The following is a 24,504-nucleotide window of genomic DNA, read 5'->3' on the forward strand; positions in this document are numbered from 1 at the left end:
CATTAAAGGAATTTTTCCTTTTATATTCCTTAAAGGTATATTACTAGAAATATTCAGTTATGTCTATAATTTTTCCACTTTTTTCACTTGTTTAATTTTGGAATCGACACCCCCTGCAGGCTTATCGCTTAAATTTCGCATAAAAAAGACTGATCCAAGATCATTAACTAACGACTTTTCGATCAGGTCCATAATTAATCAGCTATGCAAAAGCAAGAAAAATAATACATAGTCCATACCATTCTGACAAAGGGTTCGATAGATTATTACTCTACCATGATTTACAGTCCCCACCAGAACTACTGATATGGTATAATCACTCTAATAAGGAGGGATTACGTTGTTACGTGATATACATGACTTCATTGATACACTTTTTCCGGAAATGATCGAAATACGACGATATCTGCACCAATACCCGGAGCTCTCATTCCATGAGACAAAAACAGCTCAATATATTGCAGACTATTATGAAAAACTGGACATCCCCTATGAAACAAATGTTGGCGGTAACGGAGTGATTGCGACGTTAAAGGGTGAAAAACCCGGCAAGACAGTTGCTCTCAGGGCAGACTTCGATGCACTTCCAATTCAAGAAGAAAATGATGTTCCCTATAAATCAAAAGTAGATGGAGTGATGCACGCTTGCGGTCATGACGGGCACACAGCTTCATTGCTTACACTTGCAAAAGCAATGAAATTTTTCCAGCAGGACTTATCAGGAACAATAGTTTTTGTTCATCAACATGCTGAAGAATACGCTCCAGGTGGTGCTAAACCTATTCTTGAATCCGGAAAACTCGATCATGTGGATGCGGTTTTCGGCTCACACTTATGGGCTACCACCCCATTTGGTGTATTACAAACTTCCAAAGATGTATTTATGGCGGGTGTCGACCGCTTTGAAATAAAAGTCCAAGGACAAGGCGGACATGGTGGCTACCCGCACGAGACAAAAGACGCTATTGTTATTGCGTCGCAACTGGTTTCCAATCTTCAGCAGATTACCAGCAGGCGATTAGATCCGCTTGACACGGCTGTCTTAACAATTGGTATCTTCGAAAGTGGATCAGCATTCAATATTATTGCAGATTCCGCTAAACTGGTTGGCACTGTCCGGTATTTAAACAAAGACGTTCAGAAAAAGGTAATGGCAGAAATGGAAAGGATAATTAAGGGGACATGTGAGGGATATGATGCCTCTTACAAATTTAATTACGTACAAGGTTATCCTCCATTAAAAAATCATGCTGAAGACGCGGAACTGGTGATGAAGGCAAGCAGCAAAGTCGATGAGATTGATACTGCAGAAGATATTAAACCTGTTATGGGTGGTGAAGATTTTGCCTATTATACAATGGAAAAACCGGGGGCATATTTCTTCACCGGTGCAAAAAAAGAGGACAACCCTTACCCGCATCATCACCCAAAATTTGATATAGATGAACGGGCTATTCCAGTTGCAGCTAAAACATTGATTTCAGCGTATTTTGCTTACCAGGATAAATAGATAAATAGCCTAACAGAGCATGAAAGCACTGTTAGGCTATTTTTAAAAATACAATAATACAAGGAGGTAGAACGATGGACAGCGAAATGACACAAGGTTTGTGGAAGGACTGGCGTCTGCACGCACTGGTGTTGGTAACGGTAATTGTGACTGAAGCAATTGGAACATACAGTTTTTCAGTAGGTCCGGGAGTTATCCTGCTTTTACCCATGTTATATGCGTTGATAATTGGATTAATTTTGTATTTCACCCCTCTGGTAAAGGAAAAACAATCGAAAAATGCCGAACCGATTATCATTTTAGGTGTGGCATTACTGCTTGCAAAAATTGGAGTCATCATAGGTCCTTCCCTTCCTCAGTTAATCGAGGCAGGACCCGCATTGTTATTGCAGGAATTAGGTAACCTCGGGACAATCTTTTTAGCATTACCGGTTGCTGTTTGGCTAGGATTGAAGCGGGAAACGATTGGAATGACTCACTCTGTGGCTCGCGAACCAAATGTGGGGTTGGTAATGGATAAATACGGAATGGACTCAGCGGAAACACGGGGGGTTTTGGCAGTTTACATCTTTGGTACTGTGTTCGGTGCCGTATTTATGGGGCTAATTTCCGGATTTCTGGCAACCTTAACGCCGATTCATCCTTTATCATTTGCAATGGCATCAGGTATCGGAAGTGGCAGTATGATGGCCGCTGCAAGTGGTTCATTAGTTGCTATTTTTCCGGAACTGGAAACACAAATTATTGCTTTTGCCGGAGCAAGTAATCTGCTTTCTTTATCAACAGGACTTTATGTAAGTATTTTTATAGGTTTACCTTTAACAGAAAAACTGTATAGTGTCATGACAAACCGGCGTAAGAATAAGGAAGCTATCAAATAAAAGGGAGGGATTTCATGCTTCGAAATATTCAGGAATGGACGCTATTATTAGTCATATTTGGATTTATTTCAATCATTAGTAACTGGATAGGTTATAACATCTTACCTTTGGAAGCTCTTCCAGGAATGATCATTCTTATTCTTATTTGTTTAGCAGGCTTTATTTTGAATAAAGTAATCCCTATTGATTTTCCAAGCGTTGCATATATTGCCCTTATCGGCGTTCTGGTTTCCATGCCATGGATGCCGGGATCAGAAATAGTAGTAGCGTGGACAACAGAAGTTGAACTGCTTGCGTTAACAACGCCAATTCTTGCATATGCCGGAATATCAATCGGAAGGTCCTGGACAGATTTTGTGCAACTTGGCTGGAAAACAATTATCGTAGCAAGCCTGGTAATGCTGGGAACTTTTCTTGGTTCAGCACTTATAGCGGAATTAGTGTTACAAATGCAAGGTTTGATTTAATAAATATCTAAAGTAGAGTAGGAGGAGGGTTTTCACCCTCCGACCTCTCGTCAAACCGTACGTGCAGATTTCCCGCATACGGCTTTCACTTTGTCAGTTCCCCATTTCCGGGAGTGAGTTTTCATTATTTCATCCTCGGATTAGAAACGGTTAGTGAGTAAGCCGACCATTGATACTAAGCCAGCTTGTGCTAAAATTTTATTTGGTATACGCCAGTTCGACTCCATCGAACGTTTCTTTCTCATATAGGCTCGCGCCCGCATTCGAATCCATTCATCCAAACGCTCGAACTTCTTCTTGACATTTCCTATCCTAAAATAGTTGGCAAAGCCCCGGATGACTTCATTGAGTTTCTTAATCATCTCGAATAAGCTCTTACCCTGTTGTCTTCTTGAAAGCTGCCTGATCCTATCCTTAAACTTTTGAACTCTGTCACTTGGAAGTACCATGTAATCTTTCCAAAAGTCAAACCCCAGAAACCGGAAACCTTCATCAAAATGGACAACTCTTGTTTTGATAGGATGTACTGTCAGTTGGAGCCTTTGTTCAAGTATTTCTTTAGCTTGTTTATACGCCCGGTCTGCCTGTCTCTTCGACTTACAGAAGATGACCGCATCATCCGCAAAACGTACCACTGGAAAGCCTGCTTTCTTCATAGACCAATCAAATTCATCCAAGTATATATTCGCCAACAATGGTGAAATGACGCCTCCTTGCGGCGATCCTTGATGCGTGTCATAGAACCGATCGTCTTCCATGACACCAGCTTTTAACCACATTTCTATTAAATCAAGCACCCGCCCGTCGGCGATTTTGTCCTTGATTTTCTCCATCAGTAAGTCATGTGGGATATTGTCAAAATACGATTTGATATCTAAATCAACTACGTACTCATACCCACTTTTCTTAGCACGCCTAACTACATCCAACGCCTGATGTTGCGAATGTCCCTTTCGGAATCCATAACTGTGTGGATAAAAGTCTCGGTCAAATAAAGGTTCCATCATCTGTCGTACTGCTTGTTGAATGATTCGGTCTCTTACAGTGGGTATTCCCAAGGGTCGCTTTTTCTTGCCATCACCTTTTGGGATATAGTGTCGTAATACCGGCTCCGGCCGATAACGATTGTGCTTCAGAAGTCGTTCTATTTCTCCCAGATTTTGGTCAAGCTGAGTCTCGAACCACATAATCGTCTCACCATCTACCCCGGCACTTCCTTCGTTGGCTTTCACAGCGTTCCATGCGTTATTTAAGTTGTTTCTTCGGTATACCTTATCAATAATGGAATAATATTTGCGCTTCGGTCGCATACATATCACCACCTTCGCGCTTACTCACCACATTGGTCTTACAGTCGCTACAGGAAACGATTCCTTTCTTGTTCCATCGCAAGGCATTGCGTGTCTAGGTAAAACCAATCGCCCCTATCCCTCTACGATATACTCAGGTCGCCAGTTCCTCTGTGTCCTTACATGGCTATTCATGTTTGGCGGGATATCCCCTCTTGAAGAACCTCTTTTCATTTAAGGCGCTACGTTTCCCACTCACTTCCATTCACAATGTTGACAAAGCAGGTCCCTTCACCTCCATCATGGAACTTTTGATTCCGTAATGGGTTGGGCAACTTCATGCACCCACTCATCCGAGTTTTCCCCTCCGTACTGTCGCCAGCCTTCATTGGCTCGGATTTCTTCACTACTACGGAGCCATCCGCCACCTGCAGTGCCATCGGTTTGGCTTTCCCTCAAGGGTTATACCTCCCCTACCTATCGATGTTTACCGATAGGAGCCTACAGTGCTTCCCCCAGTAATTACACATTCTATTCCATCCATCCTGACCCTAATCACGTCGATGTGTCCTATAGGTCGTCTCCCTTTTCCAGTTTTCCCATAAGATATGCCTCCGCACAGGTTTCCCCGTTTTTTGGGCGGGTCACCCATCATCGCCGCCACCTCTGGTTCACATGTTGTTCCGGGCTGGACTTTGCCTGCAGACCTTCCGGATTCCTCTTCGCAGAGGACACCCTGTCAATCCTGCCATTATTTGGCGAGGACCTTACTTCGGCTACGGTACTTAAAAGGGCAAAGTTACCGTGTGGATTTAAACCACCTAGATTGTGCAACAGTGGGGCACACCAACAAACCAGAGATTGAGAACACCTAAGCTCTGGTTTGTTGTTTAAAATTAAAATCACCCCTGCAAACTTTCAATAAAATCTTTCAACATAAAAGGGAAATGCGTCGAATATGCGGCGCATTTCCCTTAAACTGATTAACCTAACACGTTCTTTTCAATCTTGCCGTCTTTTACAACAACCTGAACGGTATCATTATCCGCCAAAGCATTGATATCATCCAATGGGTTTCCTTGAACAACGATCACATCAGCAAGTTTTCCTTCTTCCAATGTTCCAACTTTATCTTCCCAGCCCAGGCATTCTGCAGCAGTTTTGGTGGAAGCTACAATCGTCTCCATTGGTGACATGCCAATGCCAGCCATTAGTCCAAGCTCCCGTAAGTTGGTACCGTGTTTCATGACGCCGGCATCTGTTCCCATTGCAATCTTGACACCGGCCTTGTGAGCTTTCTCAATACTGGCTTTATGGTATTCAATGACTTCTTTGGATTTCTCAACAGCTGTATCCGGCATGCCTTTCTCCTCGGCCGTTTCTAACACTGCAACCGGAGCCAGCAATGTCGGAACCAGGAATGTCCCTTTCTCCAGCATCATTTCAATGGATTCATCATCCAAAAAGATGCCATGTTCTATGGAGTGGATCCCTGCCTTAACAGCATTTTTGATACCCTCTGCTCCTTGCGCGTGAGCCATGACTTTAACACCTTTGCGAAATTGACCTTCCTGAACAATCGTCTGAAGTTCTTCCAAGGAAAATTGGGTGAATTCCGGATGATCGGTCGCACTCAGAACTCCTCCTGTAGCATGAACTTTGATCACTTCAGCACCTGCACGCAGCATTTCACGGGTCTTCTTGCGCACTTCCTCCACCCCGTCACACTGTCCATGCGGCATGCCGGGGTGACCAGAAGGCAGAAGATCCTGAACACTGCCGGAAACGGTATAACCATCGCCATGCCCGCCGGTAATCGTCAGCGCATTGATGCTTAACTGTAAACGCGGACCGGAAATTAGCCCTTCTTCTACAGCCTTTTTCACACCACGATCGGTGCCTAATGCATCCCGAACAGAGGTAACACCAGCTTGCAGCGTATTTTTCAAGTACTCAGCAGCTTGATAATACATAAACGAAAATGGTGTTTCCAAACGCTTGGCAATCGGGGCAAATTCCATCATCATATGAACATGTGAATCAATAATGCCAGGTAAAATAGTACCGCCTTTCGCATCGACAATAGTCTCTTCACCCGTAAAGGTGTAGTCATCTTCCGGCCCAGCGTATACGATATTTTTCTCCTCAATCGCCACCAAGGCATGCTGCTGTGGCTCTCCTCCATTACCATCAATTAATAAACCATTTTTAATAACTGTTTTTGTCATTAATAACCACTCCCATTTATAAAGTTTGAACAAGAACTCCAGCTATAAGGACGGAAACGATGGTGACTGTTGTAAATCCACCAATCAGCATTGGTGATAATAACTCGTCAAATATTTGTTTCTCCTCTTCCTCATTCTCGGCAACACTACGGCTTACTTCTTCACACAAAATATAATCGCCTGGAAATCCAAACAGTGCTGTTAATGCTACAGGCATTCCTTTATATGGATGCCACTTAACTATCTTGGACATAAAGTATCCGCCAATACTAAGCCCAATAGTCCCTAGCAGAAGGATCAAAATGATGCTTGGCAGGTTTTCCAGCGCATCTTGCGGACTTACATTTGCCATTGTACCGATTACAACAAAAATGATTCCGATCATAGTAATCGTAAATGAGTTTGCTCTTTCAAGAGATCTTTCTTCAAATAGTCCCAGTTTCAAACCAATTATACCAATAGTCAAACACCATATACTGTAATGAATCCCGGTTACTTCTCCCAGCGCGGTACCAATCGCAGCACCGACGAAAATAAAGAATAATTTCAATGTCATACTGGATTTCAGCGGACTCACTCTTTTACCGCTATTTTCTGTAGCCTTTTTTTCCTGCCCGCCAGTAGCCTTGAATGTCCCATTGTCCATTTCTTTTTTCAAACCAACTGCATAACGACGCATAAAATTCATGGCCAATGGCATCCCCAGAACACCCTGGAACGCAACAATTAAAGCGGGGATGACAACCAGACTGGTAAGTCCCAGTTCCGTCAATTTTTCGGACGTGATAATTAAAGCTATAATTCCTCCGCTGACCGGACCAACCCCGGCAACTGCAGTCGGATAATCGTAAACAAGCGGTACAATTGTTAAAATCAGGATACCTGATACAAGCATGCCGCCCAGTGCAACAAGAACAGCCTTATACTGTCGCTTCAATGTCGATAAAGGTATCAACGTCCCCATATGCAAAATGGCCGGACCAACCAGGATAGCCCCCAAAGCGGCAAACGTTGATTTTTCCAATATATCTGCCGGAAAGATGCCCGTCCATTTACAGACAAGAAAACCGACCATTGCGGTTAAAAGCATCGGCACTCTTGCTCTGGAAACAATGGAAATCCATTCCCCCAATGCGATTAACGCAAAAATGATTACTGTTGCTATAAGTGGATTACTTAGCATAAAAAACTTCCCCCTTTTCGTGATGTAAATGAAAAGATTAATGAAATTCTTGAATTGCGATGCAATCCTTTGTTCACTAATCTAGCTTTGCAGAAGTGCATAAACATATCTATAAAGTTATAAATATACAATTAACGTTATGAACATTTCCATAACGTTGAGCACTTTGCAACTTTCTTAATTTTCATTGATGTTAAAAATAATGATACTACTTTATCATACAATTTCGGCAAATGAAAGAAAATTTGTTAAGTTAAACAATCCAATAAATGTAAGACAATCACTATTAACCGAGTCAATTACGGCAACGGACGTTAAATTATTTTCTTGACAATAAAACCGTCCAGACGGTATACTAAATTTAGAAAATCACCAAAGAAAGGTAAATAACGATGGCTAAAAATGATACACGACATAAAATTCTCGAGGCTGCTTCAAACATTGTACAACAGGATGGAATACTGGATTTAACCTTGGAAGCTGCAGCGGAACAGGCTGGTGTCAGTAAAGGCGGTCTGCTGTATCACTTCCCTTCCAAAGACGCATTAATTGAGGGAATGGTTCAGCATCTAATGGAAGGCTATGCTGCAAATATGAAGAAAGAGGCTGATCAGGACACTGCAGAAAAAGGTCGATGGACTCGTGCCTTTATTAAAGAAACATTTCTGCAGAGCACTCCAAGCAAAAACATGGATGCGGGCTTAATGGCAGCAGCAGCCATCAACCCTGATTTGCTGAAACCTATCCAAGACGCCTATGAGAAATGGCAAGATAACATCGAAAACGATGGGCTTAATCCGGTTAATGCGACTGTTTTGCGCCTTGCAGTGGATGGTCTTTGGTTTTCTGAAATTTTTGGGTTAGCTCCGCTCGAAAAACGGCAGCGGGAGCTTGTGCTGGAAAGGTTGATTCAGCTAACAAAGGAGGAATGAAGTGATGGCAGGCATGATGTACCTTCTTATCGCAATAATCGCTGAGGTGATTGGAACAACGGCACTGAAATCAAGCAATGGCTTCAGTAACTTGTTCCCGTCTATTATTGTCGTTGTGAGCTATGTTCTTTCTTTTTTCTTATTGGGCATGTCACTAAAAACAATCCCATTAGGCATCGGGTATGCCCTATGGTCCGGTATCGGAACCGCTCTGACAATTATTATTGGTGTAGTGGTTTGGAAAGAAGCAATGTCGTTAGCAAGTGTGCTCGGTATCCTGCTGATTTTATCGGGTGTAGTTATTTTGAATATGAATAAGGTTGGAATTGGCTAGGGTTCTGTCATCCTAGCCAATTCCCATGGGACGAAGGGACAGGTTCCTCGTCCCATTTTCAATTCAAGTGGGACGAGGAACCTGTCCCTTTGTCCCGTTTTTCAGTACGTAGTTCATCCATATCGTCCGAATGAAATATAACCTAAAGGAAAAGATAATTGCAGTATAATAATAGGGAGGACTGAAGAATGGACTATGTAAAAGCGCTGGTAATCAAATTGGTCATGATAACTGCAGTATTATGGATTGTGTTAGGTGCATTTTATGGCGTTTCTGTTGGCGATATTTTGCTTACCAGCGTATTATTAACTGGCGTATCATTTCTTGGCGATGTATTCATTTTACCCATTTTTGGGAATGCCAGTGCTGCTTTAGGCGATTTTGGCCTTCTTTTTGCCGGAGTCTGGATACTCGGTATTTTTCTGTTTGAAGGGAACTTTTCTCTCGGATCCGCTGCATTAATTTCAGCAGCTATTATTGCTGTTGGAGAGTATTTTCTTCATAATTATATGGAGAATCATGATTTAAAAGATCAAACTGAAGTGATGGACACAATGGGGGTTTCCCCACAAGATAAGATGCAAACCGAATTTGGTTCGGATGTGGATCCAGAGGCTGATATTAAAAGGGAAACATCAGATAAAGGAAACAATGAGAAGGAATAGTTTTTGTGGTGCCTGTCACTTGATTCAATCCATGCAATTCTAAATAGTTCGGGATAACAGGCACCACACAACAATTACTTCTTGTAATCCCACATCACCTTCCACTCGCCATCTGCCTGCACTGCGTAAACATCCTGGACGAGTGTGAAGTTACCATATTTCCCTTTAAACACCTGTGACACGGTTACTTTGTATACAACATCAATTGGAGCTGCTTCATCTTCCATTTTCCAATTTTCAATTTTAGTCGCTTCCCCAATCGAATACGAAAATGTCGTCACACCAAAATGATTCATAAACACATGGGCACGGTCCTGCAAATAATGTCCCTTAGCAAATTTCTCTTTCATGAGCGGATGGAACATTTCCCAGGAATCTGAAAAATCCCCAGTTTGCTCAAATGCATAAAACATATCCACTGTCTCAACTGCAATTTCCTCAGGGGATTTATCTGCGATGAAATATATTGTTACACCTATCCCAAGCAAGATTACCGCCAGCACTAATTTTTTCATATAACTCCCCCACATTTGCTTGTCGTATCATTTTATTCGTATTAGCGAGGGAATATTATCCAAGGCAAGAATGCCATAACATGAATTTCGAGTCGTGGACATAGTAGGATTAAATCGCTTATAATTAGTTATAATTGAAGTCTTTTAAAGGAGTAAAAAATGAGGCAAAACATAAACATCAACAACACGAAAGTCGGGGTAACCTTTAATATAATCATAGCAGTGTTGGCTGTTGGTGTAATTGCTTCGGCTATCGATGGCTGGGATGAAATGAAACGTGCACCCTTTTACCTGGTGCTGGGAATAGTTATTCTGTTCACTCGGATATGGCGACTTTATAAGGCGAAAAAACATACCAGTTAATGTCTCTATCCCCTTACGCCACAACTCCTACTTGACTAATAGGTTTAATGATGTTTAAGATGGAATATACAATTTAATAAATTTTCTTATTAAGAGAAGTGAGGGATCTGGCCCGATGATACTTCAGCAACCTTCTGTAAATAGAAAGGTGCTACATCCAGCATGTTTATGGAAAATAAGAATTAATTAGCCAAACCTTCCTTATTTTCCCGGAAGGCTTTTTTATTTTTTAAGGAGGAATAGCATATGACGAAAGCAGCAACTGAAGTACGAAAACTAAAGAATTACATAAACGGTGAGTGGGTTGATAGTAAAACTACTCAATACGAAGATGTCTACAATCCTGCAACCAAAGAAGTTATCGCGAAAGTGCCCCTGTCAACTAAGGGAGAAGTTGACTATGCACAAGACATTGCACAGCAGGCATTTGAACAGTGGAAAGATGTGCCGGTCCAAAAACGCGCACGAATTCTATTTAACTATCAGCAATTACTGCAACAAAACAAGGAAGAATTAGCCCGCATAATTACAATCGAGAACGGCAAAAACACAACCGAAGCACTCGGTGAAGTCGGACGCGGGATTGAAAATGTGGAATTTGCAGCCGGTGCTCCGACGCTTATAATGGGAGATTCGCTGGCAAATGTCGCAACAGACATTGAAGCAGCAAACTATCGCTATCCAATTGGTGTTATTGGCGGAATTACACCATTTAACTTTCCGATGATGGTACCTTGCTGGATGTTCCCTATGGCAATAGCTGTCGGTAACACATTCATCTTGAAACCATCGGAAAAAACTCCATTATTAACAGAAAAACTAGCTGAACTGCTGGAAGAAGCTGGTCTCCCTAAAGGCGTATTTAACATTGTATATGGTGCACACGACGTTGTAAACGGCATTCTTGACCACCCTGGTATTAAGGCGATTTCCTTTGTCGGTTCGAAACCAGTTGGGGAATATGTTTACAAACGGGGAAGCGAAAACCTGAAACGTGTCCAGGCTCTGACTGGCGCAAAAAATCATACCGTTGTTTTAAAAGATACCAATCTGGATGATGCGGTAGCAGACATCGTTTCTGCAGCTTTCGGATCAGCTGGAGAGCGCTGCATGGCGTGTGCAGCAGTAACCGTTGAAGATGATGTTGCCGATGAATTCATCGCAAAACTAAAGGAAGCTGCTGATCATGTAAAAATGGGGAACGGCCTGGATGATGGCGTCTTTTTAGGACCGGTAATCCGGGAAGAAAACCAAAAGAAAACAGTAGATTACATTGAAAAGGGTGTCACTGAAGGAGCTACGCTGCTAAGAGACGGTCGTAAAGATGACTTGGATGGCGGTTACTTTGTTGGCCCAACCATTTTTGAAGGCGTAACAACAGACATGACCATTTGGAAAGAGGAACTATTTGCACCTGTGTTATCTGTAATTCGCGTTAAGAACTTGAAAGAAGCAGTTGAAACAGCAAACCAGTCTGAATTTGCCAATGGTGCATGCCTCTTCACTTCAAATACTTCCTCGGTACGTTATTTCCGGGAGAATATCGATGCAGGTATGATTGGGGTTAACCTTGGTGTTCCGGCCCCAATGGCATTTTTCCCATTCTCGGGATGGAAATCATCATTCTTCGGCACATTGCATGCAAACGGTAAAGACAGCGTCGATTTTTACACGCGCAAAAAAGTAGTGACTGCGCGTTATAAAGCACCTGAATTTAAATAATAGATAAACAAAACCGCCTGAATACGGCGGTTTTTTGCTTTCTATCGGCGGCTGCAAAAAGTGGGCTCGCGAAAATCGCGTGAGCCCACTTTTTGCAGCACTATTAACTATTAAAATACCACTTCCACAAAGAAAATCCGGTAATCAATAGACTAAGTATAAATCCAAAGAGCCATATAGCAAGCATTGTATTCATATATCTTCCCCTTTCTACTGAGCCTGACTTACATTAACATTAGTCGCATGCCGCGTTTTCAACACTTTCGCAAGGATAATCATCGATCCAATCCCGATAAGTGTGGACCACGCACCTGCCGCCATCGTACTCTCCTCGATGCCGCCGAAATAGATAATGAGATAAGATAGCAGCCCAATAAACATCGATGATTCGGCTGCTCTAGGCGATGCTTTTTTCTTAGCAAATACGGCATATAAGATAGGACCCAATGTTCCCGCGGCAACCCCGGAAATACCAATCCACATAACATCCGCCATATACTTAGGTGGCTGTAACACAATCAGAAACGCAGCGACCCCAACAAGCAGAACTGATAAGCGGCTGATTCGTAACGCTATTTTCTCAGCTTTTTTGTTATCTGCTTTAACAATTCCCCGTTTCACAAGCACTTTCAGGAAAATATCATTGGCAAAGACAGTCGAAATGGAAACGAACAGACCGTCTGTGGTTGACATTGCCGCAGCTAAAATAACGACACCCATTAACGCTACGACAAATGCGGGAAAGACCCATACCACATATTCAATCAGGGCAAGATCGCTGGTTTGAACGCTATTACCGAGCCCTACTCTGCTGAATATTCCTCCAAAAAGGATCAGTAAACAGCAAGAAGTGGTAATCACATAAACCAAGATCATTTTTCCGACATCTTTTTCACTCTTTAACCCAAGTACCTTATTGAATAAATGAGGAGCCGATGCAAATGCCCATTGGATTATAATGGCACCCATGATGGCAGTAAATGAATCAAAATAGATGGAATTCGAATTAAACACGCCTACCAGACTCGAATCCTGGCCGGCCAAATTATTGGTGATACCGGATACTGTTGAAGAAATATCCCCTTTCCAAAAAACAACTAATCCGGAAATAAAAATAAACAAACCGGCAGCAGCCATTAATATCGCCTGTACCGCATCCGTATAAACGTCAGCAAATGCACCACCGGCCAGCACATACACGACAACAACAACTGCAATCAGGATTAATCCGCTCGTATAAGACATTCCAAGCATGTACTCGAATATTCTCGCACCTGCGACAAATTGCCCGGCGATGTAGAATATGTTGAAAAGCAAGATTAACCCCGTGCCGACCCGTAAAATATCACTGTTGTAAAAATCACCCAGCCAGTCCGGCAACGACAAGGACTTCTGCTTCGTGTTCAGTTTTCGTGCTTTTTTTGCCACCATTAAAACACCGATAGGCCCGCCACCAATCATGGCCAAAAACAGCCACAGATTCGAATATCCCCATTCATACGACCAGCCCGGGTAACCTAAAAATGTAGCAGCACTCAAATAGGTTGATGCAAAGGACAGCCCAAGCACTACCGGACCCAGCTTTTCACCACCAATCGCAAAATCACTCATATTTTTCGTTTTCTTCGAGCCAACAAATCCTAAAGCCAACATAATGACCAAAAACAACGATAATCCGATCCACAAATAGATTGTTAGTGCGTCCATTTTCTCCTCCTTTTAACGTGTTGTTATTTGCTTAATACTCCTAATTTTTTAGCAGGATGATTTTCCGGCAAGTGGGGCTGTCCTTTACCAAACATGTTCTCCCGCAATGTTTTTGCCTCATATTCTTTCCGATAGATCCCGCGTTTCTGCAACTCAGGCACAACATAATCCACAAATTCCTCAAATGTCCCCGGTGAATACGTTTGGGCAATATTAAATCCATCAGCATCGCCCTCGATTGCCCACTCTTCTATTTTGTTGGCGATCTGTTCCGGTGTCCCGATAAACCGGACCGTTCCATTGCCAAGCCCATGATTTTTAACAGCCTCACGCAATGTCCATTTTTTATTTGGATCTTTGGCATACATATCCAGATTCCCCTGAACAGCTTCCGTTTTCATATCCTCGATATACTGGTCAGGATCGTATGTGGAGAAATCAATCCCTGTATGCCCGGATAACAGCGAAAGCGTTCCTTCATAGCTGACCTGCTCCGTAAGTTCCTCATATTTGGCATAAGCCTCTTCTTCTGTCGAACCGATAATCGGCAAAATCATTGGGAAAATAAGCACATTACCAGGTTGTCTGCCCTGTTCCTTCGTGCGATTCCGAATGTCCTCGGAATATTGCTGCAAAGCATCCAGTGAATGATTTTTTGTAAAAACAGCTTCTGCGTGTTTTGCCGCAAAATTTCTTCCCCTTGGTGAAGCCCCTGCCTGGAAGAGAACCGGCGTACGCTGTGGCGATGGTTCGACTAAATGCGGTCCGGGTACATCGAAAAATTCCCCTTGATGATTAATCAAGTCGACCTTATCCGGATCTGCAAAATTGTCATTTTCTTTATCATAAATAACGGCATTGTCATCCCAGCTGTGTTCCCATAACTTATAAACCACTTCCAAAAACTCATCCGCCCGGTCATAGCGGAGATCATGCTGAAGGCGTCCGGAAAGACCAAGGTTCACCGCTTCACTTTCCAAATACGATGTCACCACATTCCAGGCCACACGCCCTTCTGTCAGGTGATCCAGCGTGGATAACTGCCGTGCCAACGCATAAGGCTGTGCGTATGTTGCGGATATGGTCGGTGCAAAACCTAAGTTTTCCGTTACCGCCGCCATTGCCGAAATCGGAATCAACGGATCATGTGCGGGCAGCTGTACAGCATGCTGTGCCGCCGGTCGATGGCTGTTTTTATAAACACTGTAGGTCCCTAATACATCAGCGATAAAAAGTGCATCGAATTTCCCACGTTCCAACACTTTTGCTGTTTCTGTCCAGTAAGACAATCGGTTATGATTGGTACCTTGATCTTTTTCATATTTCCACAACCCTGTTGAGTGCGGAGAAGGTGAGTTTTGGATAAAACCGTTTAAATGAATTTGCTTTTTCATAAAATATCACTCCTTGAAAGTTAAATACACTAAACCAATAAGAAAACTAGAATTTAAGCGTATAGGTGACTGCAAATTAGGCGTTTTCCTTACAAAACCTTTAATCATCACGCCTTTTGCCGGAAATCCTGTATGTACTTGTTTACACTTCCATTTTTTATACGCTCCCCTTTCCAATCAAATGCAAAAAACCCTTCTCCGAAATAGAGAAGGGTTCACAAAACAATGAATTAATTTTGCCGCACCTTCTCATCTTCGGAATGCTATCCATTCCTCTGAATTTGGCACCATGCTTAATAAAAGCTGGTTGCCGAGAGTTCACAGGGTCAGTCCCTCCCTCTCTCTTGATAAGAAGTAATCATAATTATTTAATTTTTGTTTATGTTATCACAGATATTTAATTTGTCAACATGAATTTTAGATCAGTACAATTTCAATTATCCACTCATTATGCAGTTGTTCATCCTTGAATTGACTGCATTATATCAGCCATCATGCATAATCATATATGCGCACAATTTCGAACTGGATATGCGCGATTTCGGAATGGATATTCGCGGTTTTGAACCGGATATCCACGTTTTTGCAACCATTATTCGCGATTTCGAATCAGATATTCGCGTTTTTAGATAATCCCATAATTTTGATTAATTCGACCTACGATTCGAATATATGATGACCCCATCATATATGTGCGATTTTGAACCGCTTATGTGCGGTTTCAACATCGATATGTGCGGTTTTGACACATATATGTGCGATTCCGGACCAGATATGTGCGATTTCATCCCCAGCCGGAAATCTTACGTTCCATACTCTCTTACTTTTTCTTCCGAATCCCGATCACACGGCCCGCTTCTTTTGGCTTTTCTTCCGGCGTATGCTCAGCAGCCAGCTCTTCCACCTTCGCAAAAACTTCTTCAGGAAACGGTGCCGGACTGCCGGATGTCTGATCAATTCCCATCAGCATCTGCTCACTGGTTGCAGCACGTTTTCCTTTTTCGCCATACAATTCAAAAAAGACGTGCGCTCGTTTGGCATCATAATCAAGCAGGCTCAAACGAACCTCAAAAGGCTCATCCAGCTTCATTTCATCTAAATAACACACGTGATTTTCCAGCGTAAACATTGTGTAGTGTTGAGAATCACGGAAATCTCCGGTCAAGCCGATCAGATTCATAAATGCATCAACACCCCAGCTGAATGCACGCACATATTCGGCATCATTCATGTGGCCGTTGTAATCAATCCAGTCTTCGCGGACAACATCACTCAAGATTACTTTGCTCATCGTACCGTCCCTCCCGTTCGTTTAAAGTTTACCTGTCAAATTAGCGCTTGGCCAGTATTTTTCCAGCAGCTGTTGCAGTTCAATTAAAAATTCATTACGACGTTCTTCCAGCTTTTCCATTTCAACGCCTGCTGTTTGCTGTTCACAGCCTTCAATTACTTTTTCGGCAAGCTCATCCGTTAACTCCGGTGCTTCCAATTTTGTCCATGGCAATTTCAGCGCGGGTCCAAATTGTTCCAATAGATGGCGCATGCCTGCTTTTCCGCCACCCATATGCAACGTCATGAAAGGCCCCATCAGAGCCCAACGCAATCCCGGGCCATATACGATCGATGCATCAACTTCCTCAGTGGTTGCGACACCGTCATTTACAATGTGCAGCGACTCGCGCCAGATAGCCTCCATCAGCCGGTCAGCGATGTGTCCTTCAATTTCTTTATTGACGATAAGAGGCTTCATGTCAAGTCCGCTGTAAAACTCTCTTGCGTTTTCAACAAATGCAGCATCCGTTTTCTCACCGCCGACCAGTTCAACCAACGGCATCAAATAAACTGGATTGAATGGATGTGCGACAATAACCCGCTCCGGATGATGTTCCGCATCAGCCTGAAGCGTACTTGGCAAAATACCCGATGTGCTTGAGGCAATAACTGCTTCCGCTGGTGCATGCTGATCGATATCGGCAATCACGCCTCGTTTCAATCCTTCACGCTCCGGAACACATTCCTGAATAAAATCAGCATTCCCAACAGCTTCTGCGAGATCTTCTTTAAAAAACAGGTTATCCACGGATGCCGCGTCAGACAGTCCCATCTGCTCCATCGCCGGCCAGGCATGTCGCACAGCCTCCCGCATCCTTTCTTCTGCACCCGGGGCTGGATCTGTTGCTGTTACCTGATAACCGTTTGCCAGAAACCGGGTAATCCAGCCGTTGCCGATTACGCCAGTTCCAACAACCGTAACCTTCATTATTGTATTATTCATCATGCTAGTCTTCCTTTCCATTTGGGTTCCGTAAATTTAATAAATCACGTGCCTCGGCTGGTGACATGATGTCGGACCCAAGGCTTTGTACGATCCCGAGCGCTTTATCAACCAGCTGTTCATTCGTTGCCAACTGCCCTTTTTTCAAATACAGATTGTCTTCAAGCCCAACACGAACGCTTCCGCCCTGCAATACAGATTCGGCGACGATCGGCATTTGCATGCGGCCAATCCCGAATGCGGCCCAACGTCCATTTTCAGGGATTCTGCTCTTCATATACGACAACGTCTCTGCATCAGCTGCCGCTCCCCATGGAATGCCAAGACAAAATTGAAACAGCGGATCACCGTCAATCAGACCTTCCTGCACCAACTGATTGGCAAACCGAATTTGTCCGGTATCAAAGCACTCCAGCTCCGGCTTAACGCCGCTGTCCTGTACGAGCTTAGCCTGTTTGCGCAGCCAGTCAGTCGGGCTGACATACAGCATGTTTCCAAAGTTAACACTGCCGCAATCGAGCGTACACATTTCCGGAAGTAGTTTTCCAACCGGTTCATGACGTTCTTCCGGTGTTTGAATGTCGGTTCCGGCACCGCCACGGGTCGGATCTTCCTCGCTCGGAATCCAATCACCGCCGCCACCGGACGTAATATTGATAATCACATCAGTATCCGCTTCACGAATTCGTTCCACCGTTTCCTGATAAAGATTGACGTCATGGCTTAATTTTCCTGTCTTTGGATCACGGACATGGATATGGGCAATCGTTGCACCCGCTTTTGCAGCTTTAATCGCTGAGTCCGCTATTTCTTTCGGGGTAACCGGCACATGTGGACTTTTTTCAGTCGTTTCTCCGGCACCTGTTACCGCACATGATAAAATCACTTTTTTATTCATTTGAATTCCTCCTGTTTTTTTGGTACGTATTTAAAGATTTCGCCGCTTTCAAAGTGTACGATTAACCGGCGAATCCAGTCATAATAATTCATCCACTCATACGCTTCTTCCAAATATTCATTAACCAACTGCTCATCCGCAGCCGATAATTCCGATTGTTTTTCCTGTATCTGCTTCAGGCTGTGCATCAATTTCTGCTCAAACTGTTTGTTCCGCTTAATCGCCTTTTTCCAGGTCGAAGTAAATAACGAAATAAATGTTTCATAATAATCCTGTTCCACCTGGTATAAGTCTTTGCGAATCCCCGGTTTAAATACACGTTCGGCAATATTCAACTCCATCATTTCCCGGACAACCTGACTCATGCGCATTTTACTCATACCGGTCTCAGCAGACAGTTCATCCAGCATCATTGGCTCGCGATTCATATAAATCGTGCCAAGAACACGCCCAACGGTTGGGGATACGCCAAAAGCATGCATATTATCGATCAATTTTTCAATAAATTGCTGCTTCACACCATAAACTTGTTCGTCCATCACAATCCCCTTTCCAAACGTCTTTTCGTACTATATCACAGGATAAAAATTCTTCAAAAAATCGTTTTGGCATGAATTTTAAAGAATATACGAGCAAATTTGAGCATATCGATTATAAACTTTATAAACAAAAAAGTTTATATATTTTACGAGTTTTACAAAACACATTATATTAGATACGCTGTAAAAGTTCTCAGAGGTGAGGAACGGCTCACACCCAAATAGTACGTCCAAAACAAACAGTCTGTTACATTGTTATTTCATTCAATCCCTAAATGGATCATCAAAATTACGGAGGTGGCATTTACTTGCTGACATTTCAAGATGTTTCAAAAGTATACAACGGAACAAAAAAAGCAGTTGAAAATATGACATTGGAAGTGGAAAAAGGAGAATTTATCGTCTTTATCGGCCCAAGTGGCTGTGGAAAAACGACAACAATGAAAATGATTAACCGATTAATTGAGCCGACCGATGGAACAATCTCCATTGAAGGTGAAAATATTCTGGATAAAGATCCCGTGGAACTAAGACGGGAAATCGGCTATGTGATCCAGCAGATTGGACTTTTCCCGCATATGACCATCCAGGAAAATATTTCACTCGTCCCTAAACTTTTAAAATGGCCTGAGGACAAGCGCCGAAAACGAGCTGAAGAATTGCTCGAACTGGTTAACATGGATGCTCAATTCCTTGATCGATTCCCGCATGAACTAAGCGGCGGACAGCAACAGCGAATTGGCGTACTGCGGGCACTGGCTGCGGATCCTCCCCTTATTTTAATGGACGAACCATTTGGCGCACTTGACCCAATCACACGGGATTCACTGCAGGAGGAATTTAAAAAACTGCAGCAGTCCCTCGGCAAAACGATTGTCTTTGTTACCCATGATATGGATGAAGCACTCGAACTGGCTGACCGAATTGTCATCATGCGCGACGGTGAGCTTGTTCAGGTAGGATCACCGGATGAAATTATGCGGAACCCGGTCAACGAATTTGTGGAACAATTCATCGGAAAAGATCGTCTTATTCAAGCACAGCCAAATATCCAGACAGTCGAGCAAATCATGAATCATGACCCAATCACCATCAAGATGGAGCAGACACTTGCCGAAGCCATCCAAATTATGAAAGATAAACGGGTCGACACACTGCTTGCAGTTGATGAAAAGGAAAAACTAAAAGGATATATTGATATTGAAATAATCGACCAGAACCATACGAAAAATACACTCGTCAAAGAAGTCGTTAACTCGGAGATCTATACGGTTGAAGAAGGAACGTTACTGCGTGATTCCATTCACCGGATTTTGCGTAAAGGGATTAAAAACATCCCGGTTGTCGACAACAAACAAACACTGCTTGGTATTGTTACACGTGCCAGCCTGGCTGATATTGTCTACGATACAATCTGGGGCGAAACGGAAACTGCACAATCAGCAGGTTAATGAAAGGAGATGACACGATTGCTTGATTTCTTAGCCAATAATGGTACACAGCTTTTAATGAAAACATGGGAACATTTTTATATTTCACTTAGCGCCGTGGTATTAGGCATTCTTGTGGCAGTGCCACTTGGAATTTTACTGACGCGCACACCTAAAGTTGCCGGTTTTGTAATTGGAACTGTCGGAGTCGTCCAGACCTTTCCAAGCCTTGCAATTCTTGCGTTTTTCATTCCAATTCTAGGTGTTGGTAAAATACCGGCGATTGCAGCTCTGTTCTTCTATTCGATGCTGCCAATTCTCCGCAACACCTTTACCGGCGTGAAAGACGTCAATAAAAGTCTGCTGGAAGCCGGGAGCGGTATGGGCATGAGCAGCTGGCAGCGGGTTATGCATGTCGAACTGCCGCTTGCAACACCAGTAATAATGGCTGGCATTCGGGTTTCCACTGTCTATTTAATCGGCTGGGCAACACTTGCTTCGTTTATCGGAGCCGGCGGTCTCGGTGACTACATTTTTAACGGACTTAATTTATACCGGACTGATTTGATCCTTGCAGGTGCCATCCCGGTTACATTAATGGCATTGTTAACCGATTTACTCTTTGGATACCTGGAAGGTCGTCTGACACCGAACGGGATAAAAGATCAACAGGATGCAGCATAGGAAAGGAGAGAAAACGATACCGTGAAATCTACAACTATTAAATCATTTGTCATACTGCTGATTTCACTCGTATTGCTAAGCGGCTGTTCACTTCCGGGCTTAAGCGGGCCAAAGGATAAAACGGTAACAGTCGGTACGCTGGGTACAGCAGAATCAGCAATTATGGGGAATATGGTCAGTTTGATGATTGAACACTATACAGACCTTCAGACCGAATTAATCACCAACATGGGTTCATCTACCGTACAGCATAAAGCCATGACCAACGGGGAAGTTGACATTACGGCTACGAGGTACACCGGTACAGACCTTGTCGGTGCACTCGGTATGGAACCAATTAAAGATCCGGACAAAGCGATGAAAATTGTGAAACGGGAATTTAAACAGCGATTTAATCAGACATGGTTTGATTCGTACGGTTTTGCCAATTCCTATGCGTTTACTGTAAAGGCTGAATTGGCAAAAAAGGAAAACCTTAAAACCGTATCAGATTTAAAAGCTATTGCGGACGAGCTTCGACTTGGTGTCGACAGTGCCTGGATCAGAAGGCCGGGTGTCGGGTATGAATCCTTTAAAAAAACATACGGATTTGCATTTAACCGCATTTTTCCGATGTCAATCGGGCTTGTCTATAAAGCAGTGGAAAGCGGTGAAATGGATGTCGTGCTTGCCTACACAACAGATGGACGACTGGAAGCTTTTGATCTTGTCACATTAAAAGATAATAAACATCTATTTCCACCGTACGACGCGTCACCGGTTGCCAGGAATGAAGTACTGAACAAACACCCGGAACTCCGGGATATTTTGCAGAAGCTCAGCGGCACCATCAGCACGGAAAAGATGCGCCGGCTGAACTATCTTGCCAACGTAAAAATGAAGGAACCACAAGTTGTTGCAAAAGATTTTCTTGAGAAAAATAACTACTTTGAAGATAAATAACAGGAGGTGACACATTTGGAACTAATTCAGGATTTATGGACGTATTACGCTCAGAACTTCGGGTATGTATGGGAAGAATTCATCCGACATTTTCTGATGTCGGCATACGGGGTGCTGTTTGCTGCTATCATTGCGATTCCAGCAGGCATTTTCATTTCGCGGCACGCCAAACTCAGCACATTTGTAATTTCACTGACAAACATCATTCAAACGATACCTGCCTTGGCAATGCTGGCTGTCTTGATGCTTGTAATGGGGCTTGGTGCGACAACAGTTGTATTTGCGCTGTTTTTATATTCCATCCTGCCTATTCTGAAAAACACCTATACCGGCATGCAAAATATCGATAGTGCATTGTTGGAATCAGGACGTGGAATGGGCATGAATAAATTCCAGGTACTGCGGATGGTCGAACTACCCCTTGCATTATCCGTTATTATGGCTGGACTTCGGACAGCACTCGTCATCGCAATCGGGATTGCCACGATCGGTACATTTATCGGTGCCGGTGGTCTTGGTGACATTATCATTCGCGGGACAAACGCCACGAACGGTGCACCAATTATTTTAGCCGGTGCAATTCCAACCGCTGTCATGGCAATTATTGCCGACATAGGGATGGGCTGGCTTGAGAAGGTCCTTTCCCCTGTCAAAGGAAAAAGTTTAAAAAACAAGCAGGAAGCTGCGTAACTACGCTCAAGATAACATTCCCGGACCCAAATAATGGCCGGGAATCCTGTTTAGGAGGAGAAGTTTTATGCAAATCATTCTTGACAAAAATGTCGCCTGCACATTGCGTGATGGGACTATACTTTATGCTGATATTTACCGACCTGGAGAGGAAGGCGAATTTCCGGTTCTGCTGACACGGCTGCCGTACGGAAAAGATCTGCCGTTTTATTCCCACCGCTACCTGGATACAAACCGGCTGGTGCAAAACGGGTACGTCGTGATTATTCAGGATGTTCGCGGCCGTTTTGAATCGGAAGGAGAATTTGTACCGTTCATCAATGAAGCAAAAGATGGTTATGATGCAGTCGAATGGGCAGCTGCATTACCGTATTCAACCGGAAAAGTCGGCATGTTCGGATTATCCTACTACGGCTTTACCCAGCTTGCTGCAGCCGCTGAACGCCCGCCACATTTAGAAGCTATTTTTCCCGCCCAGAGTCTGAACGACCCGCGGCGCGGCAATATGTATCATAACGGAGCATATGGACTTGGAACAGCAGAAACATGGGCATTGGAATCAATTGTTCCGGACAAGCTGAAACGAAAGTATGGGTCCGGCACGGAAAACTATCAGAAAATGATACGGAAAACTGCAGACTTTATGAATCATATCAGCGAATGGTACAGCTACAAACCGATCAATGAATGGACGCCATTGAAAGAACTGAAAGTCACCGATTATTTCTTTGAGCAGTTGGAACTGGATTTAAATGACAGCCACTGGGACAAAGCAAGTGTTTTTCATCGTTATAAAGAAATGGACGTTCCAGCCTACCATGTTGCTGGATGGTATGATTCATTGCTGCAGTCCACACTGGAAAATTATGTGGAAATGGACAAGCAGGGAAACCATCAGCAAAAGCTGATCATTGGACCATGGGCGCACGGCGATTTCAAGTCAGTTATTGGCGAACGCAATTTTGGGGTTCACGCTTCTGAAGATTGGATTGATTTAGAAAATGACTTGACTGGTCTGCATCTTGACTGGTTCGATCACTGGCTTAAAAATGAATCATCCAAAATTATTGAGGAGCCGACTGTAAAACTTTTTGTGATGGGGACCAATCAGTGGCGGAATGAACAAGAATGGCCGCTTGCCCGAACGCAGTACACCCCATTCTATTTACACAGCCGCGGTCAGGCAAACTCCCGCTCCGGGAACGGAACATTATCATTTGCAAAACCCGGAGAGGAAGCGGCCGATTCGTTTATTCATAACCCGGAACACCCTGTCCCGACAAATGGAGGCGGAACACTGTACGATGGCGTTCAAACAACCGGACCACAGGATCAGAAAGCAATTGAAAATCGCGATGATGTCCTTGTCTACACATCAGAAAAATTAGACAAGCAGCTGGAAGTGACTGGTCCGGTAAAAGTAAGGTTATGGGCTGCAACCGATGCACCAGACACTGATTTTACTGCTAAATTAGTAGACGTTTTCCCGGACGGAACCGCATTTAATTTAACTGACGGCATTGTCCGTGCCCGCTACCGTAACGGGTACACACCAGAACCGGATCTAAATGGTGAGGTTGTTAAGTATGAAATTGATTTATGGGCTACAAGCAACGTATTTCTGCCGGATCACCAAATCAGAATCGAAATCGCATCCAGTAATTTCCCGCGATTTGATGTGAATCCGAATACCGGAAGAACGATGCTGAACAGCACGGAAACGAGGCCGGCACAACAGACGATTTATCATAGTGCGGAATATCCGTCGCATGTTGTGTTGCCGGTGATACCGGGTAGTGGTGCTGACTCCAAAGAGTAAAGATTAGGGCTAAACAGGCATTGTCGATCGAGTGAGA

At 43.5% G+C, this 24,504-nt stretch carries 24 protein-coding genes and 2 riboswitches; of the genes, 13 read left to right on the top strand and 11 right to left on the bottom strand.

What is annotated here, in order from left to right; all coding sequences use genetic code 11:
• Positions 1 to 340: 340 nt before the first annotated feature.
• The 3 genes from HUX68_RS09040 (at position 341) to HUX68_RS09050 (ending at position 2,858) form a co-directional block, all read left to right on the top strand.
• Entirely contained in the window at positions 341 to 1,510 is a 1,170-nt protein-coding gene (locus HUX68_RS09040) for a M20 family metallopeptidase (protein ID WP_281355716.1), read from the top strand.
• A 74-nt stretch (positions 1,511 to 1,584) separates the two neighbouring features.
• Positions 1,585 to 2,391 carry a DUF3100 domain-containing protein gene (locus tag HUX68_RS09045; RefSeq protein WP_174614519.1) on the top strand — a complete coding sequence of 269 codons (807 nt, stop codon included), beginning with the start codon at positions 1,585 to 1,587 and terminating at the stop codon, positions 2,389 to 2,391.
• 14 nt (positions 2,392 to 2,405) lie between these two features.
• Positions 2,406 to 2,858: a hypothetical protein gene (locus tag HUX68_RS09050; protein ID WP_174614520.1), complete on the top strand. Its 453-nt coding sequence runs from the start codon at positions 2,406 to 2,408 to the stop codon at positions 2,856 to 2,858.
• 140 nt (positions 2,859 to 2,998) lie between these two features.
• On the opposite strand, the gene ltrA is transcribed toward HUX68_RS09050, so the two are convergent.
• The 4 genes from ltrA to HUX68_RS09070 all read right to left on the bottom strand — a co-directional run bounded on the left by ltrA (position 2,999) and on the right by HUX68_RS09070 (position 7,558).
• Positions 2,999 to 4,168 (bottom strand): group II intron reverse transcriptase/maturase, encoded by a 1,170-nt coding sequence (gene ltrA, locus HUX68_RS09055; protein WP_174614521.1) that lies wholly within the window; start codon positions 4,166 to 4,168, stop codon positions 2,999 to 3,001.
• A 279-nt stretch (positions 4,169 to 4,447) separates the two neighbouring features.
• A complete protein-coding gene (locus HUX68_RS09060; protein ID WP_174614522.1) occupies positions 4,448 to 4,606 on the bottom strand; it encodes a hypothetical protein in 159 nt (52 codons plus the stop codon).
• Between the two features lie 524 nt (positions 4,607 to 5,130).
• A complete protein-coding gene (locus tag HUX68_RS09065; RefSeq protein ID WP_174614523.1) occupies positions 5,131 to 6,375 on the bottom strand; it encodes a metal-dependent hydrolase family protein in 1,245 nt (414 codons plus the stop codon).
• 16 nt (positions 6,376 to 6,391) lie between these two features.
• On the bottom strand, positions 6,392 to 7,558 hold the full coding sequence (locus tag HUX68_RS09070; protein ID WP_174614524.1) for a hypothetical protein: 1,167 nt from the start codon (positions 7,556 to 7,558) through the stop codon (positions 6,392 to 6,394).
• Positions 7,559 to 7,950: 392 nt separating this feature from the next.
• On the opposite strand from HUX68_RS09070, the gene HUX68_RS09075 reads away from it, so the two are divergent.
• The 3 genes from HUX68_RS09075 (at position 7,951) to HUX68_RS09085 (ending at position 9,489) form a co-directional block, all read left to right on the top strand.
• On the top strand, positions 7,951 to 8,490 hold the full coding sequence (locus HUX68_RS09075; protein WP_174614525.1) for a TetR/AcrR family transcriptional regulator: 540 nt from the start codon (positions 7,951 to 7,953) through the stop codon (positions 8,488 to 8,490).
• A gap of 4 nt (positions 8,491 to 8,494) precedes the next feature.
• On the top strand, positions 8,495 to 8,824 hold the full coding sequence (locus HUX68_RS09080; protein ID WP_174614526.1) for a DMT family transporter: 330 nt from the start codon (positions 8,495 to 8,497) through the stop codon (positions 8,822 to 8,824).
• A 188-nt stretch (positions 8,825 to 9,012) separates the two neighbouring features.
• Complete coding sequence (locus HUX68_RS09085; protein ID WP_174614527.1) at positions 9,013 to 9,489, top strand: YndM family protein; 477 nt, start codon at positions 9,013 to 9,015, stop codon at positions 9,487 to 9,489.
• Between the two features lie 74 nt (positions 9,490 to 9,563).
• On the opposite strand, the gene HUX68_RS09090 is transcribed toward HUX68_RS09085, so the two are convergent.
• On the bottom strand, positions 9,564 to 10,004 hold the full coding sequence (locus HUX68_RS09090) for a hypothetical protein (RefSeq protein ID WP_174614528.1): 441 nt from the start codon (positions 10,002 to 10,004) through the stop codon (positions 9,564 to 9,566).
• 159 nt (positions 10,005 to 10,163) lie between these two features.
• On the opposite strand from HUX68_RS09090, the gene HUX68_RS09095 reads away from it, so the two are divergent.
• Both HUX68_RS09095 and HUX68_RS09100 read left to right on the top strand, forming a co-directional pair.
• Complete coding sequence (locus tag HUX68_RS09095; RefSeq protein ID WP_174614529.1) at positions 10,164 to 10,367, top strand: hypothetical protein; 204 nt, start codon at positions 10,164 to 10,166, stop codon at positions 10,365 to 10,367.
• An 83-nt stretch (positions 10,368 to 10,450) separates the two neighbouring features.
• Positions 10,451 to 10,549, top strand: a riboswitch (SAM riboswitch).
• A 64-nt stretch (positions 10,550 to 10,613) separates the two neighbouring features.
• Positions 10,614 to 12,089 carry a CoA-acylating methylmalonate-semialdehyde dehydrogenase gene (locus HUX68_RS09100; RefSeq protein WP_174614530.1) on the top strand — a complete coding sequence of 492 codons (1,476 nt, stop codon included), beginning with the start codon at positions 10,614 to 10,616 and terminating at the stop codon, positions 12,087 to 12,089.
• 210 nt (positions 12,090 to 12,299) lie between these two features.
• On the opposite strand, the gene HUX68_RS09105 is transcribed toward HUX68_RS09100, so the two are convergent.
• From HUX68_RS09105 to HUX68_RS09130, 6 genes are all read right to left on the bottom strand, one after another.
• The gene (locus HUX68_RS09105; protein WP_174614531.1) at positions 12,300 to 13,796 is read right to left on the bottom strand and encodes a sodium:solute symporter family transporter; all 1,497 of its coding nucleotides are present in this window, start codon (positions 13,794 to 13,796) and stop codon (positions 12,300 to 12,302) included.
• A gap of 23 nt (positions 13,797 to 13,819) precedes the next feature.
• Positions 13,820 to 15,190, bottom strand: a complete 1,371-nt coding sequence (locus HUX68_RS09110; protein WP_174614532.1) for an LLM class flavin-dependent oxidoreductase — start codon at positions 15,188 to 15,190, stop codon at positions 13,820 to 13,822.
• A gap of 246 nt (positions 15,191 to 15,436) precedes the next feature.
• Positions 15,437 to 15,544: riboswitch (SAM riboswitch) on the bottom strand.
• A 466-nt stretch (positions 15,545 to 16,010) separates the two neighbouring features.
• A complete protein-coding gene (locus HUX68_RS09115) occupies positions 16,011 to 16,481 on the bottom strand; it encodes a thioesterase family protein (protein WP_174614533.1) in 471 nt (156 codons plus the stop codon).
• Between the two features lie 21 nt (positions 16,482 to 16,502).
• A complete protein-coding gene (locus HUX68_RS09120; protein WP_246206640.1) occupies positions 16,503 to 17,468 on the bottom strand; it encodes a 3-hydroxyacyl-CoA dehydrogenase NAD-binding domain-containing protein in 966 nt (321 codons plus the stop codon).
• A gap of 1 nt (position 17,469) precedes the next feature.
• Positions 17,470 to 18,363, bottom strand: coding sequence for a beta-keto acid cleavage family enzyme (locus HUX68_RS09125; RefSeq protein ID WP_174614535.1), 894 nt, complete (start codon positions 18,361 to 18,363; stop codon positions 17,470 to 17,472).
• Positions 18,360 to 18,902 (bottom strand): GbsR/MarR family transcriptional regulator, encoded by a 543-nt coding sequence (locus HUX68_RS09130; protein WP_174614536.1) that lies wholly within the window; start codon positions 18,900 to 18,902, stop codon positions 18,360 to 18,362. Before HUX68_RS09130 ends, HUX68_RS09125 begins: the two co-directional genes overlap by 4 nt.
• Positions 18,903 to 19,210: 308 nt before the next feature.
• On the opposite strand from HUX68_RS09130, the gene HUX68_RS09135 reads away from it, so the two are divergent.
• The 5 genes from HUX68_RS09135 to HUX68_RS09155 all read left to right on the top strand — a co-directional run bounded on the left by HUX68_RS09135 (position 19,211) and on the right by HUX68_RS09155 (position 24,467).
• Positions 19,211 to 20,353 (top strand): betaine/proline/choline family ABC transporter ATP-binding protein, encoded by a 1,143-nt coding sequence (locus tag HUX68_RS09135; protein WP_217424795.1) that lies wholly within the window; start codon positions 19,211 to 19,213, stop codon positions 20,351 to 20,353.
• Between the two features lie 9 nt (positions 20,354 to 20,362).
• Positions 20,363 to 21,016 carry an ABC transporter permease gene (locus tag HUX68_RS09140; protein ID WP_174614538.1) on the top strand — a complete coding sequence of 218 codons (654 nt, stop codon included), beginning with the start codon at positions 20,363 to 20,365 and terminating at the stop codon, positions 21,014 to 21,016.
• 21 nt (positions 21,017 to 21,037) lie between these two features.
• Positions 21,038 to 21,958 carry an osmoprotectant ABC transporter substrate-binding protein gene (locus HUX68_RS09145; RefSeq protein WP_217424796.1) on the top strand — a complete coding sequence of 307 codons (921 nt, stop codon included), beginning with the start codon at positions 21,038 to 21,040 and terminating at the stop codon, positions 21,956 to 21,958.
• A gap of 15 nt (positions 21,959 to 21,973) precedes the next feature.
• Positions 21,974 to 22,648, top strand: coding sequence for an ABC transporter permease (locus tag HUX68_RS09150; RefSeq protein WP_174614539.1), 675 nt, complete (start codon positions 21,974 to 21,976; stop codon positions 22,646 to 22,648).
• A 67-nt stretch (positions 22,649 to 22,715) separates the two neighbouring features.
• Positions 22,716 to 24,467 carry a CocE/NonD family hydrolase gene (locus HUX68_RS09155; protein ID WP_174614540.1) on the top strand — a complete coding sequence of 584 codons (1,752 nt, stop codon included), beginning with the start codon at positions 22,716 to 22,718 and terminating at the stop codon, positions 24,465 to 24,467.
• Positions 24,468 to 24,504: the final 37 nt, after the last annotated feature.

It is taken from the genome of Virgibacillus ihumii (assembly GCF_902726655.1).
Lineage (GTDB): Bacteria > Bacillota > Bacilli > Bacillales > Amphibacillaceae > Lentibacillus > Lentibacillus ihumii.